The sequence below is a fragment of the Thermophagus sp. OGC60D27 genome, from assembly GCF_052400625.1.
In the GTDB taxonomy this organism is placed as follows: domain Bacteria; phylum Bacteroidota; class Bacteroidia; order Bacteroidales; family Marinilabiliaceae; genus Thermophagus.
The window spans coordinates 1-15,099 of sequence record NZ_JBQTGH010000012.1 but is presented as its reverse complement, the minus strand read 5'-3'; the positions used below and the strand labels follow the sequence as shown (position 1 = coordinate 15,099).

The window sequence follows — 15,099 nt, the reverse complement described above, 5'->3', positions numbered from 1 at the left end:
AAAATGATTCCAGGGCTGTTATGTATAGAAAAAGAATTGAGAGAAACCATCTCTTCAGAATTAGATAGAATTGGTCTATTATATCGCTTATTTAGCCGTCCTAAGGACATATCATCCATAAAAGAAAAGATAAAACGTAAAGCAGGGAAGTATCAACAGCAGAATGGTGTTCTTATGCAGGATGTAATTGGCCTTAGAATTGTAACATATTTTCCTGATGACATTGACTTAGTGTATTCTATTCTCAAAAAAAAACTGAGTTTTGTTTCAGAATCTATAGATAAGCATGAATTAACCGTTTTTGCCCCCAAAAGAACGAACTTGATTTTTCGCATGTCTCATAGTCATACATCTTTCTTAAATGAAGTTAAGGAAACCATGGATGATTCCGATTATCAATTGGTAGACAATACATTTGAGGTGCAATTAAGAACAATATTATCAGAAGGTTGGCATGAGGTTGATCACAGCCTTAGATACAAGTGTAAAGAAGATTGGAAAGATTATCCAGAACAAGAACGGTTGCTCAACGGAATATATGCAGTGCTTGAAACAAATGACTCGACCTTAAAAAGTCTATTCAACGACCTATCATATAAGCACTTCAAAGCTAAAAACTGGGAGGGATTAATACGAACGAAATATCGACTAAGGTTTAGATTGAATTCATTGAAAAGAGATATTTCAGAGTTATTGGATAAAAAACCTGAAGTGGCAAAGGCATTATTTAAAGCTGATAGAAAGAAAATTCTTGACTTCTTCGCTTTATCTAATATTTCGGTGCCAATCACATTTGATAATATTGTATTTATCATTAATCACATCTTGCTTAATGATGAAGATTTAAAGAATTTAACTCCCTCCATAATTGAAAATGAATTAAAAAGAAATAATACTCAGTAACCCCCGTCGTTGTGGATTCCCCGTCGTTGTGGATTTCCTCAATCCACAACGCTTTCTTTATTGGGATTTGCAATCCCATTTCCTCTGTCACCCCTCCGGGGCTTAGATGCCTGATGGTTACATCCTGGTTACCATTCTACCGCCGCTCAGCGGCTAATATTCAAGGCCAATAGACAATTAGACCAATAGGCTGTCAGAGCAGATATATTTATAACTAATTAAAAACCAAACTATTTATATCTACTTTATTTCAATTTATATCCCTCAATAATTTCTGGCTTCTGGCTTCCGGCTTCTAATCGCCTAATGGCCTATTAGCCTTAATCCACAACCCTTTCTTTATTGGGATTTGTAATCCCATTTTCTCTCTCTTACTCACTCTGCTACCGCTCCGCGGCCCAAATTCCGGGCCATTAAGCCATTAAAGCATTAAATACCTGCGCTGCTTAGTTCAGAATTAGAAATTCGTTTTGCGCTTCTTTACTTCTTTAACTAGCTTTGATAGCGATTTCCCTTTTTTACGTTTTTCATGTTCCGATGTAGAAAAATGCCTTGCTTCACGTCGAAGCTTTAGATAGCTGTCGTAAACTTCCTGGTCTAACTTGCCGTTGTTTACTGCTTCTAAGACTGCACATCCGGGTTCATTGATATGCTCACAATCCTTGAAACGACAATGTTTAGCATAGTCAGATATTTCCAGAACCTCTCCAACCGATTCAGGATTGTCAATAGCCAAACCAAATTCCCGAACACCCGGTGTATCGATTAAAACACCTGCACCGTCCATCAAAACCATTTCCCTGCGCGTCGACGTGTGCCTCCCTTTTCCCGTTGATTGGCTGATGGCCGAGGTGGCCAATACCGATTTTTCGCAAAGGGCATTTACCAGAGAACTTTTCCCTACACCTGAAGAACCAAGGAAGACAACCGTTTCCCCCTTCGATATAAATTCTCGCAGTTGCAAAACAGATTGAGGTTGATGAATACTCGTGAAAATCACAGCCATTTGACGAGCTAAATTTTTTATGGCTTCATTTATTCTTTCCCCATCAAACCCTAAATCGGCTTTATTGAGTACCAATATGGGATTGATGTTGGCTTCCAGAATTTGAACCATGAAACGCTCGGCTCTGCGAACGTTAAAGTTATTATCAAGGCTTTGCACAATAAATGCCTTATCGACATAAGAAGCAATGGCTTGTTTTTCGGAAACACTGCCGCTTTTCTTTCGATACAAGGTCCGTTCACGGGGTAGCATATCAACGATAACCCCTTTATTTCCTTCAAATGGTTGAAAAATAACCCAATCGCCTGTACAGGGTAACTCAAAATCCAATTTCCCATACATCATACTTCCTGTCAGTTCACACTGAATAAGTCCGTTTTCGGAAACAACTTCGTAGCAGGTCCGGTGCACAATAGATATTCGACCATGAGGAAGCTCACGGTGCATGGATTCTTCCTTAAGTTGGTTTAACTGATCATTCCAACCATACCAATCTAAGTTTATCATTGTTTACCCTTTTTTGCGATGTAAAATACTTAACCAACCTCCGTTGATGGGAATTTTCGAACCCACATCAACCTCCTTACTGGGATTATAATCCTATAAATTAAGAAAAACTCACCAGAAACAACCCGTCATTGTGAATTTCTCTAATCCACAACGCTATCCTTATTGGGACTTTTTATCCCTTTCTCTACAAAAAACTAAAATTTTACAGAGGATACACAGTGGACCGATAGATGTTAGATCTTAGATTGTAAGATATAAGATAGGTAGATATCCTGATTCCTGGTGACTACTCTGCCGCCGCTTTGAATAGGTCAATAGGCCAATAGGTTACTAGGCCGATAGGTCGATAGGCAGTTAGGTCAATAGGTCATTAGGTCGATAGCCCAATAGGTTGCTAGAATTAATATATCTCTAACCAGTTAAAAACCAAACTATTTATAGCTACTTTATTTCTACTTATATCATTTAATTATTTCTGAATTCTGGCCTCCGTCGTTGTGGAATTCCTTAATCCACAACGCTTTCCTTATTGGGATTTGTAATCCCATTTCCTCTGTCGCCCCTCCGGGGCTAAAATTCAAGGCCAATAGGTCATTAGGCCGATAGGTTACTAGGCCGATAGGTCAATAGGCCAATAGGCAACTGGAACAAAGATATCTCTAACCAGTTAAAAACCAAACTATTTATAGCTACTTTATTTCTACCTATATCATTTAATTATTTCTGGCCTCTGACTTATGACTTCTGGCCTCTGGCTTCTGATTTCTGCTTCTGGCTTCTGAATCCCAACAAAGGCTCACGACCTTTGGCCGGAACAAACCTCCTTATGTAGCACCGAAGAAGGGGAGGGATAGCTTTCAAATTAATTTTCCCACTCATCGGCATAGATTCCCCAATCCCATACTATTCCCACAAAAAACACCGTCTCAGACAGGTTATTCCTAACCTTTGACCCCTAAGGCGACGATAACATTTTTTGGTCCATTCTTTTATAAACATGTGAACTCGACGGACTCCACCATTTTCACTCAGAACGATAGACTGAATACGGTTTGCAAATAATGTTTATATGAGGATCGCCTCCCAATCGGGAATTAACCAATTATGTACATAAATCAGTTTTGGTTATCTATTTACGCATTTATCTTTTCAATCTAATTTGAAAATAATTGCTTTCAAAATGTACCTTTGTAGTATTGCTGACAGCGAAAACGCGGCAACGCGCAGAGCGAAGAGAGTTGTGAATTGCTTTCAAAATGTACCTTTGTAGTATTGCTGACAGCTTTGATTTGGCAGCAGAATGGGTTGGATGGGTTGTGAATTGCTTTCAAAATGTACCTTTGTAGTATTGCTGACAGCAGGTAAAACTTCCTGACAAAGAATTGGTGTGTTGTGAATTGCTTTCAAAATGTACCTTTGTAGTATTGCTGACAGCTTTATATTTCTCTTTATATTTATGTAGTATGTTGTGAATTGCTTTCAAAATGTACCTTTGTAGTATTGCTGACAGCGGGCCGCGGTAGTGTGTAGCGGACCTCAATGTTGTGAATTGCTTTCAAAATGTACCTTTGTAGTATTGCTGACAGCTGAAGCATACAAATGTTGTTTATGAAGCATGTTGTGAATTGCTTTCAAAATGTACCTTTGTAGTATTGCTGACAGCCTGAAATACTCACTTTCTGTTTTCCACCACGTTGTGAATTGCTTTCAAAATGTACCTTTGTAGTATTGCTGACAGCTGCATGAACTGCATTAATTGTGTGAATTGTGTTGTGAATTGCTTTCAAAATGTACCTTTGTAGTATTGCTGACAGCAATTTGTACCATAGCCAAATATACCGCTACGTTGTGAATTGCTTTCAAAATGTACCTTTGTAGTATTGCTGACAGCAGGCTAAAAATCATTTAATATTAAGATCTAGTTGTGAATTGCTTTCAAAATGTACCTTTGTAGTATTGCTGACAGCTGGTTTTTGCCTTTTTGTTGTCCATAGTAGGTTGTGAATTGCTTTCAAAATGTACCTTTGTAGTATTGCTGACAGCATCTTTGCATACTGCAATTTTTCGTCTGCTGTTGTGAATTGCTTTCAAAATGTACCTTTGTAGTATTGCTGACAGCAAGGGCCGCGAGTGTGTGGCAGACCTCAATGTTGTGAATTGCTTTCAAAATGTACCTTTGTAGTATTGCTGACAGCTCCTCTATATACTGCATGATGCCCATTGCCGTTGTGAATTGCTTTCAAAATGTACCTTTGTAGTATTGCTGACAGCCAATATATCCGCCGGATTCACCCTTTCGTTGTTGTGAATTGCTTTCAAAATGTACCTTTGTAGTATTGCTGACAGCAGGGACGTTGACTTTTTCAATAAGTCTTGTGTTGTGAATTGCTTTCAAAATGTACCTTTGTAGTATTGCTGACAGCCTTTCCTTTGAATATACATTCCTGATTCTGGTTGTGAATTGCTTTCAAAATGTACCTTTGTAGTATTGCTGACAGCTCAATGGTTGCTACAATGTATGAGTTTAGGGTTGTGAATTGCTTTCAAAATGTACCTTTGTAGTATTGCTGACAGCTGGTGATATTAGGGGTTGGGGCATTAAAGGGTTGTGAATTGCTTTCAAAATGTACCTTTGTAGTATTGCTGACAGCAAGTCGTCACCGACAGTATTGCGAGGCGCTGTTGTGAATTGCTTTCAAAATGTACCTTTGTAGTATTGCTGACAGCTTTAGCCTAAAACCGTAATTTATAAAGGGTGTTGTGAATTGCTTTCAAAATGTACCTTTGTAGTATTGCTGACAGCTCAAACTTAAACACACCTATACTTGAAAATGTTGTGAATTGCTTTCAAAATGTACCTTTGTAGTATTGCTGACAGCTTAACTTCTTTCATTTCACGCGTCTTATTATGTTGTGAATTGCTTTCAAAATGTACCTTTGTAGTATTGCTGACAGCCGAAATGAAAAAGCTAATTGACGCTATTCAGTTGTGAATTGCTTTCAAAATGTACCTTTGTAGTATTGCTGACAGCTCATGAAATCCGAACTGCGACTGGGTCCGCGGTTGTGAATTGCTTTCAAAATGTACCTTTGTAGTATTGCTGACAGCTTTTGCGCTAAATCATGTTGATTCAAGAACGTTGTGAATTGCTTTCAAAATGTACCTTTGTAGTATTGCTGACAGCAGACCAAGCCATTAAAAACTGAATTTCAATTAATTATCTTGAAATTTAGAACAAAAAAAATGGCTATCCAAAACATTAAAAAAGCCCGGAAAACCGGTTTTTTTTTTTCAGAATAACTCCAATTGCATGTATGGGGTTTCTTTCTTTTCAGTTTTTTTTCCGTAAAAAAGTTCCATATCCCCAAACTGTTTATCGGTTACCCGCATGATCCCCACATGACCTTTGGGGGGCAAAAAGCTCTTCACCCTTTTAATATGCACATCTGCATTTTCGCGACTGGGACAATGGCGAATATAGATGGAAAACTGGAACATCACAAAACCGTCGTTCAGCATCTTTTTTCTAAAAGTGCTGTAGATTTTGCGATCTTTTTTTGTTTCCGTCGGCAAATCAAAAAATACCATGACCCACATAATCCTGTATTCATTAAGTCGCTCCATAAGCGTCAATCAATTGAGGATATAAAATTTTCCGGCTGCTGCCCTCAAAACAACTATATAGCGAAGCCGTAGTTTGCGAAACAGCTACCATCAGCGGACTTCGCTTCCAGTTTATCATCACATCCACCTGCGGAATACTTAGCAAATGCCACTTTACCTCCTTCCCGAGGCGAGTATAATCAATGCCGGCATTCATTATATTCAGCACCACCTTATCCACAAAGGGCCGGTAAGGTTCCATTATATCGTCCGCCAAACAGTAGGCATTGTATCTGTTATGATGATGAATGCCCAAGGTTGGCAACAAACCCGAAGCAACCAGCGAACGGGCAACAACAGCACGCAGTATCGCATATCCGTAATTCAGCAAGTTATTGGGTGGTGCCTCTTCCCTGCCCCGTTTAAATCCTGGAATTTCAAAAATATTGGCCCAATAATAAGCAGCAGCTCTGGCTTCATGATTTTCGCCATCGCCCGAAGTTACCTTCGAGGCCCAGAAATGCATATTTTCGGTATTGATATCTCTGGGAAGGGACTCCAGTATGGCAGCCTGATTTTTAATTTTTGCCCGAATGGTTTGTTGCCAAAGCTGTTTGCGTAATGGGACCGACGCAGATATTTGGTTGGTAAACCGTTCCCTTTGCACCGAGTTACCGGACAATGGCATCATTAACCCTTGCGGCATGTGAGACGAGTCGCATGTAACGATGGCGCAATTATTAGCCAACAGTTTTTCTATCAGAGCATGAGTTAGCGTTAACTGTTTGTGGTCGAGAATCACCACCCCGATATCTTCTATGGGAATGGTGTTCCGGCCGGATTGTTCATCCAACCCTTTTGCATCCGGAAAATTTAAAACCAACTGACTGTTGCGTAGACTCAAATAGGCAGGATTACCAAAGTATAGTGTTTTTTTAATCATATCGTTTTTCTGTTAATAATTGCTCACACCACTTCCCAATTCTACCAGAGAATTACCCTTTTTTTAATCCATCAATTTTCAATTTTGACGTTACCCAACCGATCCACAGAGAGTTTATAACAAACATTTTTTATCATTTGCCCATCCCAAGCCCTTTCGGATTTATTATTGGGCCCGAGCTCCTTGGTTTGAATGATAGAACTTGCCACAAAATGAGGAATGAAAAAGCACTGTGATCCTGATGATGAAACCATCTTATAAATTCTCGACGAATTAATATTTAGCAAACGAAAATCGGTTAATTTCTCATCCTCTTCAGGCACATAAACCAAATCGTTGGGCGAAAGATAAAACAACAATTTTCCCCCTTTCTCATTCTTTTCCGGAACCGGTGATAACCCTTGCACTTTTCGTTCCAATAACACATAGAATGGGATAGTAGCAAAATTCCTTTCCCCTTTTTCATTGACGTAAACGGCAAAAAATAAATTAGTTCCTTTGGCCGCTTCCACATATTTTTTATCCTTATTACCTTTTTCACCCAATTTAAATTTTTCACCAATTGTTTCCGCTAACCTTACTTTATATATTGGGAAATGAGGCTTACCACCATTTAACTCCTTTATGTTTGCATTCATCTCTTCCAGTCCCTCCGGTGAAAAAGCCAACTCATAAGGGGATATTTCTTTCCCTTTATCATCCTTTTTCCCATGATACTTTTCATTTTGAAGATGGGCATAAAGAATTTTTCTGATTCCTGAGTCAGTTATGCCCTCAATTCGCTTTTCACTGTTAAAAGAAGTGTCCAATTTTACACGTCGTGCAGCCATGTTTTCCTCAAAAAAATAGACTCTAACACGGGAAATATCCTGCCCGTTAAATTGATTTTTACGGTCTTTAAAATACTTCAACAAAAGCTTTTTATCATAGCCCTGCTCTCTTAACGATTGAATCTGTTTCTTTAAGGGTTTGTCAACGATGCTTTCCCATAAATCAATGGCCTTGGAAAGGGATACTATTTTTTCTTTTCTCAAAGAAACTTTTCCAAGCACTGTATCCTTGTGCAAAGGTTTCCTTATAGCCTGATTGTCTCCTTTAACCTGACGAACCAATTTCTTTTTCTTACCTTCCGGGGTGTCAACCCATTTATAATGCTTGTTTGTAGTCTTTGTCAACACCCGCCGATTGGATTTAAAACTAACAACAATTCCGGCCAGCGTTTCCTTAGTATCTTCCGTAAAAGACGCCCATGGTTTATGGAACTTCCACTTATAATTACCGTTTGAATCTCTACTGTCTTTATAACACAATTTATTTCTTAAATCATGGCGCGTTTCTGAAGCATTTGCCTTGGCCGATTCATTATTTAAAAAGTTAACATGGCTTCGCGTGGCGCAAGCAACCACTAAAGCATCCAAGGCATGATGTCGATGGTCAATTCTCTTTTTGCTAAAACCTTTCTGAAGCTCCAACGGCATTCGAATCTGAAAAACCGGCTTACCCTCTTTTTTGGTCCACTCTCCATATTTTTCCGGTCCCATGCCATTCAACCGTACAAAACGAGGGATAATCATTTCATTCCATACATCATTGAGTCCCCATTCATGCTTAAGATCATTAGTTACTCCCCCCGTGCAAGTTACAAGGTGTTTAGATACAATACTGTTCTCATCGTCCTCCCTAACTATATTTGAAAGAAGATTGCGTACCACCTTGCTAATATACCGGCTGTCATTTAGCTGTCGATCAATAAAATCATCCGGAATATCTTCCATCAACAATTTCTTCATTTTGGAACGACTTCGAGGATTACGTCCATAATGATCTTTCACGAATTGCTGATATTCTTCGACATTGAGTATCGTTACCTTTTTCCCAAAATTGAGTTCTATTTCATCTCCTCCCCTCTTTGTAATAAATTCAAAAGCCAAAAATTTATCTTTTTCTCGGTTCACCTCTGCTTCACAAATCACTTTATTACTAAAAGAGTCATCAAAATATCTGGCCCGAGGAATTATATGCTCGATTTCAAATGCGGGGGTAAATAGCTTACTCAAGGGTATCATTTCTCCCGTATAAGGAGATCGATACTTTTGCTCAAGCCATAACTTGTATTTAACCAGCTGGCTTTTAGTGGGCCTTGCCATTTTGGAAATTTTCAGAATATCATCCGGAATTTCGTTCTCTCCATTGAGAACACCATCTTCGTATATTTTTAAAATTTCTTGTTGAACAGGGGAATAAGGCCTGACATTTTGGACTGCAGGATCATTAAACAATTCCTCCAACAGTGCCTTAATTCTCAAATTGGTATTTTCATTCTCCTGAATTTGATTGGTTATTTGCTTTCTCTTATCTGCCGAATTTTTCATCTCCCGGCCAATCTCCACATGAATTTCATCGAAAAATCCTTCTCTCCCGTCACCATAATAATCCCATATATCCTTAACAACCCGTAAGGCCTCTAACAGGACCTGTTCAACAACGGGGTTTCGCAATGAATGCTGACGAAATTGTTGAATATATTTTTCAAGATCACCAGAATTTCTCCACTTCACCACCTCACCTGCTTCTGAATGTCGTCCATAAACTAAGTAAGATGCTTGCCATAAAGGCAGCCCTTTTAAATCTGAAACATCCTTAAGATGTTCCAGTTTTTCTCTCATCGCATCACTAATCCGATCATCGACTTCACCATCAATAATCTTTCGAACTTTTTCCAGTAGGTCAGCCGAAATATTTTCCGATTTCCAATATTTTCCCATCCTCATCAAGGGCAACAATTTTTTTATGGCCTTTTCGGAGAAAGAACCATATTCACGTTCCAGACGTGGAATTTTCTTAAATTGCTCCACAAAAGATGCCGAAAGCTGATGATTTAAAGCGAAAGTTCGGAGTCCTTTATTTATCTCTTCCCGATCAGTAACCGAATACAAAAGATGCCACAACGCTTCCAATCTTTCTGAGTTCAACCAATTTTGAGGTATTCCATCCACTTTCTTTAGCCACTCAAGAATCAAGTACCTGGTCTCATTACCCGGATATTCCTTATCCTCAGGGTAATTCCAGCAATATTTCTTTCTATCCTTGGTTGAGCGGATTCCCAAAAACTTCAAAATATCATCTTGCTTAAATTTTTTTCGATCATTTAAAAAATCAAACAGTTCTACCCTCTGCTCTTCATTGGGTAACCACTCACTTGTAACATCAACATTCACCATTAATCGTCCATTCTCCAACCGTTCCCTTTCGAATATTCTTAAATTGCTGACATATTGCCATAATCGAAATTCCTGAAATAAAGGATGAGATTTGGGAATACACTTCACTCCAGATTTTGTCAACTCACCACTATTTTTATTCACATATATCCGATATTCCAAGGGACAATTACTCACCGAAGATCTTTTGCTTTTTAAAGGTCGCTGATAAAAAATAATATCATTTAAAATGAGATGGATAAAATCTTTTCGCAAAAGTGTTTGTTGATGAGATTTATTGTTTGGGTAGATTTCTTCTAAACACTTTTGGTAAAGTTCCCTGTCATTCAATTCTTCATGAAAATTCATTTGAGTTTTTAATATCCGCTCAAGCTCCTCTTTGTAAAATTTCCGCTCAATGGTGCTAATGAGTTTTCCACGAATTTTCTGATCGGGATTCTTCAACAAATGATCATAGATATATTCCCCTACACTCTTTTGACTTTCACTAATATCCTTTTCAGTTTTTATTTTCACCAAGTTCCAGTCCTCTTCTGCAGGCATACTTATTGAATACTTTTCTTTTCCATCCTTATCTTTTTTTATATTCCCATCATTATCCAGTGTGTAAGTAACAATTAATTCAATGGTCTTTCCTTCCAAGTTGGGTGGTATATTGCTTTGTCGAGAATATACCAAACCATTTTCCAGTTCCATATCATACCATTTTTTCCCTGAAGAATTAGATCCTTCCCGCTCTTTGACCTTCACAACCTTCAAAGCTCGATACTCCTTAACCTTTTTATTGTCTTGACTTTCCTCATCCTCTCCCCTCTGTTGATAATAGCCCCTCTTGGTATTAAAATTCAAAATAATCCAAGCCAATTCTTCTCTGGAAATCTTTTGGGTTAGAGCCTTTTTTCGCAAATAGTAAATGGTCCAGTCATGGGAAACTTTATTCCGATTTTGCATCAATACCGGTTGAAACTTTCTGAAATCCTCAAGCATTTCATGAAAAGAATCAACAAACAGAAAGGAGTATTTATCACTATTTTTATCCGGTTGATAGGCAATTTTGGGTTCCTGTCCCTCAATAAAGCACCCTTTTTTTTCGATAAAATCAATCTGGTTTCTGTAATGTTCAGGTAAAAATCCTAAAATATTTAGAATTCGATGCAATCGGGCACGTCTCAGCAGGTGCCGTTCTCTTAGCCTGCGCACCATTCTCAACCGGGTTCGTTCGGCCGTTTTGGAAACAGTCGTTCCCTTATTAAAATTATCCATTTCTGTCTGGTCCATAGGAATAATCCTACTCCCCATTCCTATAATCTTACCCTTTCTTTCATTTTCGTCGTTTTCAATCAGCGCCCAACCAATTGAGTTGGTACCCAGGTCAAGTCCTAAAATGCGTTTCATTATTTGTGATGTTTATAGTTTTTGAATCGATTTGCTTTTTCAGATTTTTCTTCATAAAATTGCTTTACATTTTGAAGCAATTCACAATAAGGATTATTCCGTTGTGAAAACATTTAAAGCGGGACCAATTGGTCTCGCTTTTTTTCGCCATCTATTCTTGCTTCCTTAATCCTCAATAAAAAACTACCAAAAGATACATAAATTCACAAAAAAAAACCAGTCATTGCCAGTCATTGCCAGTCATTACACCCTAACTGCTGGTCGTCGTGGATTTCCTTAAACCACAACCCTTTTCTTATTGGGATTTGCAAACCCATTTCCTCTGTCGCCCCTCCGGGGCTCAGACTTTTAGGCCGATAGACCAATAGGCCGATAGGCGATTAGGTCGTTAGGTCGTTAGGCCGTTAGGCCGATAGGTCATTAGGCTGATAGGTCGATAGGCTGATAGGTCGATAGGCTATTATGATTGGGGGGATTGAAGGGATTGATGTGGTAATATGCTAATGTGCTGATGTGCTAATGCAAAAAATATTTCTGTAAAATGTTCATCTTAAATCTTACATCTTAAAATCTAATAATCTAGTATTTGATGTGCTAATTTGCTAATATGCTGATTTTCTGATATAAAATGGATGTTTTTGTGAAATATTTATCTTAAATCTTATATCTAAAAATCTAATAATCTATTTTTTATGGTAGGAAGCTATCTTCCGACTTCTGACCTCTGGCTTCCGGCTTCTGACCTCTGCGCGCCGGAGCACCCCCTTCAGGGGGCCGGGAGGTGAGGGAAGGAGCAGGATAGGTCGTTAGGCGGTTAGGCCGTTAGGTCGATAGGCCAATAGGCGATTAGGTCGATAGGCCGATAGGCTTCTGGAATAAAGATGCCTCTAACTAACTAAAAACCAAACTATTTATCTTTATTTCCATCTATTTCTACCTATATCAATTAATTATTTCCGGCTTCTGACTTCTGGCCTCTGCCTTCCGGCCTCCGACTTCATCATCAGCACATCATCCCTCCAACCTTCCTACCCTTCTACCATTCAACCCTTCTACCCTTCAACCTTTCTACCCTCCAACCCTTCTACGCTCCAACCGTTCTACGCTCCAAAACTCCCGACCTACCCCGATAAAATTTTCACAAAAAATTCTTGACACAATACTTTCCATTTTATAAATTAGCTGGAGTAAACCCTGATATTCAGACAAAAGATGAAAGCGATGAATAGTCTTTACAGATTTGGATATCGAATAAAAAGGAGTTACAACTCTCACCCCTACGTTTTTCAAAACCATATACCAAGTGCAATGTTAACCGTTGCTGCAGGCAATGGGAAGCCTCGGATCGGGAAGAATTGACCGGTCCTGCTCTTCCCATCCTGAAGCGATGCGTCTGTATGTGAATGGAATGATAGATAGAAATTATTGTCTAACACTTTTCCGCTCATTACAACCACATGTTAACCTTGCTCAACCATAGTTCACGGACCGCCGGCGAATCAGGGAGCTTCCGAAAGTCACCCGATCGGCACCCCCATGTGTCCCGGGAGAATAAGGATCGCGCGGACTCTTCAGGTTTTTCCCATGGTCAGTCACCCCTTTCGGGCGGGCGTCAACGCATTGGCGGCCCATTTTCATTATGGCGTGGTTTAACACCGCTGTTTGGGAAAATTATCACCCTTGCCGGACACCGTTTATTATCCCCGAAAATTGTTCATCGTTTCCGGGAAGTTATCATCATGCCCATCCAATTTTCGTTTTCACCGCGAAATTTTCATTTTCACCGGAAATTTCTGACGATCCCCGTCGAATTTTCGTATTCACCGAAAAATTTTCATTTTCACCGGAAATTTTTGACATTCCCCGTCGAATTTTCATATTCACCGAAAAATTTTCATTTTCACCGAGAATTTCTGACATTCCCCGTCAAATTTTCGTATTCACCGGAAAATTTTCATTTTCACCGTCAATTTTTGACTTTCACCGCAAAATTTTCGATTTCACCGAGCCATTTGTTTGCTCCCCCAAAAAGGAAGAAACACACCCAGTGTCTAAAAATATTGGACAGCATTATCCTGCCGTTTAGAAGGGAGAGCGGCCATATTCCGCATGTGTACAACAGCGATCCGGGAGGAGGTCATATTTTAGAGTTGGTCGCAAAAAAGTCCTTTTTCGGAAAAAATAAAGATCTCCATCCCCCCTAATGAGGAACCGGCACCAAATCAATGATCATATAGATTAAAGAAAAAAAATATTAACCTTAAAACAGTATAACCATGAACAATAAACAAATAACCGACTACCTGCATCGATCAAGGATACTTCTCCGGAACAGTCTGGACGATCAGGAAATTCTGGGAAGGGTGACTCCTCTGGGTTTTGATGCAGAAAAGCTGAATGAGGGTTTGGCATTACAGCAAGAGGCAGAGGCTACCCATCAGGATCAGAATATCCAATATGCCGAACAATTTGAAGCCACCCAAAAAGCGAACAATCTCATTGAAAAATTTGATAAAACCTACGGCATGCATCGCGACTTAGCCCGTGCCATGTTTCAGGATGAAACGGGCTACTGGGAGATGTTGCATCTGGCGGGACGACGAAAAACCAGGAAAAGTGAATGGTTAAGAAAAGCCAGAGATTTTTACAGCAACATCAAAGATAATGAGTCGCTGAGTACCCGGATGTCACCGCTGGGATTTACGCCCGAATATCTGGATGCTCGCCTGGCCGAACTGGATGAGATCGAAGAAGCGATGCGTCAGCAAGTGCGGGAGACCGGCGAGGCGCAACAGGCGACCGTGGATCGGGACCAAAAGTTGGATGAGTTGCAGGATTGGATCAACGTCTACAAGAGCGTGGCCAAACTGGCGCTGATGGATAAACCCCAATTGCTCGAGAAGCTGGGATTGCTGGTGAGAAGTGAATAGAAATCACCGGGTCGTACGCCTTAAAATGGTTGCGGAACCGGCCGAATTTCCTTCTTGGCAAAAAAAACGGGCAGAGGATAACACCCTGCCCGTTTCTTCTTTTACAAAGGGAGTAACAATTATTGCAACATTACTTTATGAACTTCTGATTGTCCGGACAGCGTAACAATCTTAACCAAATAGATGCCGCGAGGCAGTTCTGAGACATCCATGGTAAAGCTGTTGGCCCCATCCACAGAGACGATCTTTTCGGATTTTCCGGACAAGGTAACCATCCGGATGGAAGCGATGGCTTCCTGAGCGCGGACATGTAAGGTTTTTCCTGCCGGGTTGGGCCAAATATCGCCCTCCACGAGCGAGACGTCGGCAACGGCGGTGGGTACTTCCTCCAGATCCTCGTTGAAACGAGGCGCTATCTTATATTCTCCAAAGGAATAATTGAGAATACCGGTGATGGCCCCAAGCACTGGACCTCTGACAAATATTGGACGAAAATTAATAACCTGGCCCGGCAATGTCGTTTAGTTAAGGACAAAAAGCCTACTATTTAATTGTATAGTAATATTGTATATAATTTATTTTGTCGT

At 39.7% G+C, this 15,099-nt stretch carries 8 protein-coding genes and 1 CRISPR repeat array; of the genes, 2 read left to right on the top strand and 6 right to left on the bottom strand.

Annotation, left to right across the window (positions count from 1 at the left end):
* Positions 1–3: 3 nt before the first annotated feature.
* Positions 4–903: a hypothetical protein gene (locus ACT29H_RS14220; protein WP_444822312.1), complete on the top strand. Its 900-nt coding sequence runs from the start codon at positions 4–6 to the stop codon at positions 901–903.
* A gap of 457 nt (positions 904–1,360) precedes the next feature.
* Here ACT29H_RS14220 and rsgA read toward each other — a convergent pair whose 3' ends face one another.
* From rsgA to ACT29H_RS14195, 5 genes are all read right to left on the bottom strand, one after another.
* A complete protein-coding gene (gene rsgA, locus ACT29H_RS14215) occupies positions 1,361–2,416 on the bottom strand; it encodes a ribosome small subunit-dependent GTPase A (RefSeq protein ID WP_444822311.1) in 1,056 nt (351 codons plus the stop codon).
* 1,164 nt (positions 2,417–3,580) lie between these two features.
* A CRISPR array of direct repeats spans positions 3,581–5,604; the repeat unit is 46 nt; unit sequence GTTGTGAATTGCTTTCAAAATGTACCTTTGTAGTATTGCTGACAGC.
* Between the two features lie 107 nt (positions 5,605–5,711).
* The gene (gene cas2 / locus ACT29H_RS14210; RefSeq protein ID WP_444822310.1) at positions 5,712–6,044 is read right to left on the bottom strand and encodes a CRISPR-associated endonuclease Cas2; all 333 of its coding nucleotides are present in this window, start codon (positions 6,042–6,044) and stop codon (positions 5,712–5,714) included.
* A complete protein-coding gene (cas1, locus tag ACT29H_RS14205) occupies positions 6,031–6,966 on the bottom strand; it encodes a type II CRISPR-associated endonuclease Cas1 (RefSeq protein ID WP_444822309.1) in 936 nt (311 codons plus the stop codon). Before cas1 ends, cas2 begins: the two co-directional genes overlap by 14 nt.
* 71 nt (positions 6,967–7,037) lie before the next feature.
* Positions 7,038–11,582: a type II CRISPR RNA-guided endonuclease Cas9 gene (cas9, locus tag ACT29H_RS14200; protein WP_444822308.1), complete on the bottom strand. Its 4,545-nt coding sequence runs from the start codon at positions 11,580–11,582 to the stop codon at positions 7,038–7,040.
* Between the two features lie 1,737 nt (positions 11,583–13,319).
* Positions 13,320–13,502 carry a hypothetical protein gene (locus ACT29H_RS14195; protein ID WP_444822307.1) on the bottom strand — a complete coding sequence of 61 codons (183 nt, stop codon included), beginning with the start codon at positions 13,500–13,502 and terminating at the stop codon, positions 13,320–13,322.
* Positions 13,503–13,858: 356 nt separating this feature from the next.
* Here ACT29H_RS14195 and ACT29H_RS14190 point away from each other — a divergent pair, with 356 nt between their 5' ends.
* Positions 13,859–14,512: a hypothetical protein gene (locus tag ACT29H_RS14190; protein ID WP_444822306.1), complete on the top strand. Its 654-nt coding sequence runs from the start codon at positions 13,859–13,861 to the stop codon at positions 14,510–14,512.
* A gap of 119 nt (positions 14,513–14,631) precedes the next feature.
* Here ACT29H_RS14190 and ACT29H_RS14185 read toward each other — a convergent pair whose 3' ends face one another.
* Positions 14,632–15,027 (bottom strand): T9SS type A sorting domain-containing protein, encoded by a 396-nt coding sequence (locus ACT29H_RS14185; RefSeq protein WP_444822305.1) that lies wholly within the window; start codon positions 15,025–15,027, stop codon positions 14,632–14,634.
* Positions 15,028–15,099 lie beyond the last annotated feature (72 nt).

Excerpts from the sequence above, each read along its gene's own strand:
- ACT29H_RS14220 (WP_444822312.1), top strand. The coding sequence starts at position 4 with ATGATTCCAGGGCTGTTATGTATAGAAAAAGAATTGAGAGAAACCATC.
- rsgA (WP_444822311.1), bottom strand. The coding sequence starts at position 2,416 with ATGATAAACTTAGATTGGTATGGTTGGAATGATCAGTTAAACCAACTT.
- cas2 (WP_444822310.1), bottom strand. The coding sequence starts at position 6,044 with ATGGAGCGACTTAATGAATACAGGATTATGTGGGTCATGGTATTTTTT.
- cas1 (WP_444822309.1), bottom strand. The coding sequence starts at position 6,966 with ATGATTAAAAAAACACTATACTTTGGTAATCCTGCCTATTTGAGTCTA.
- cas9 (WP_444822308.1), bottom strand. The coding sequence starts at position 11,582 with ATGAAACGCATTTTAGGACTTGACCTGGGTACCAACTCAATTGGTTGG.
- ACT29H_RS14195 (WP_444822307.1), bottom strand. The coding sequence starts at position 13,502 with ATGTCAGAAATTCTCGGTGAAAATGAAAATTTTTCGGTGAATATGAAA.
- ACT29H_RS14190 (WP_444822306.1), top strand. The coding sequence starts at position 13,859 with ATGAACAATAAACAAATAACCGACTACCTGCATCGATCAAGGATACTT.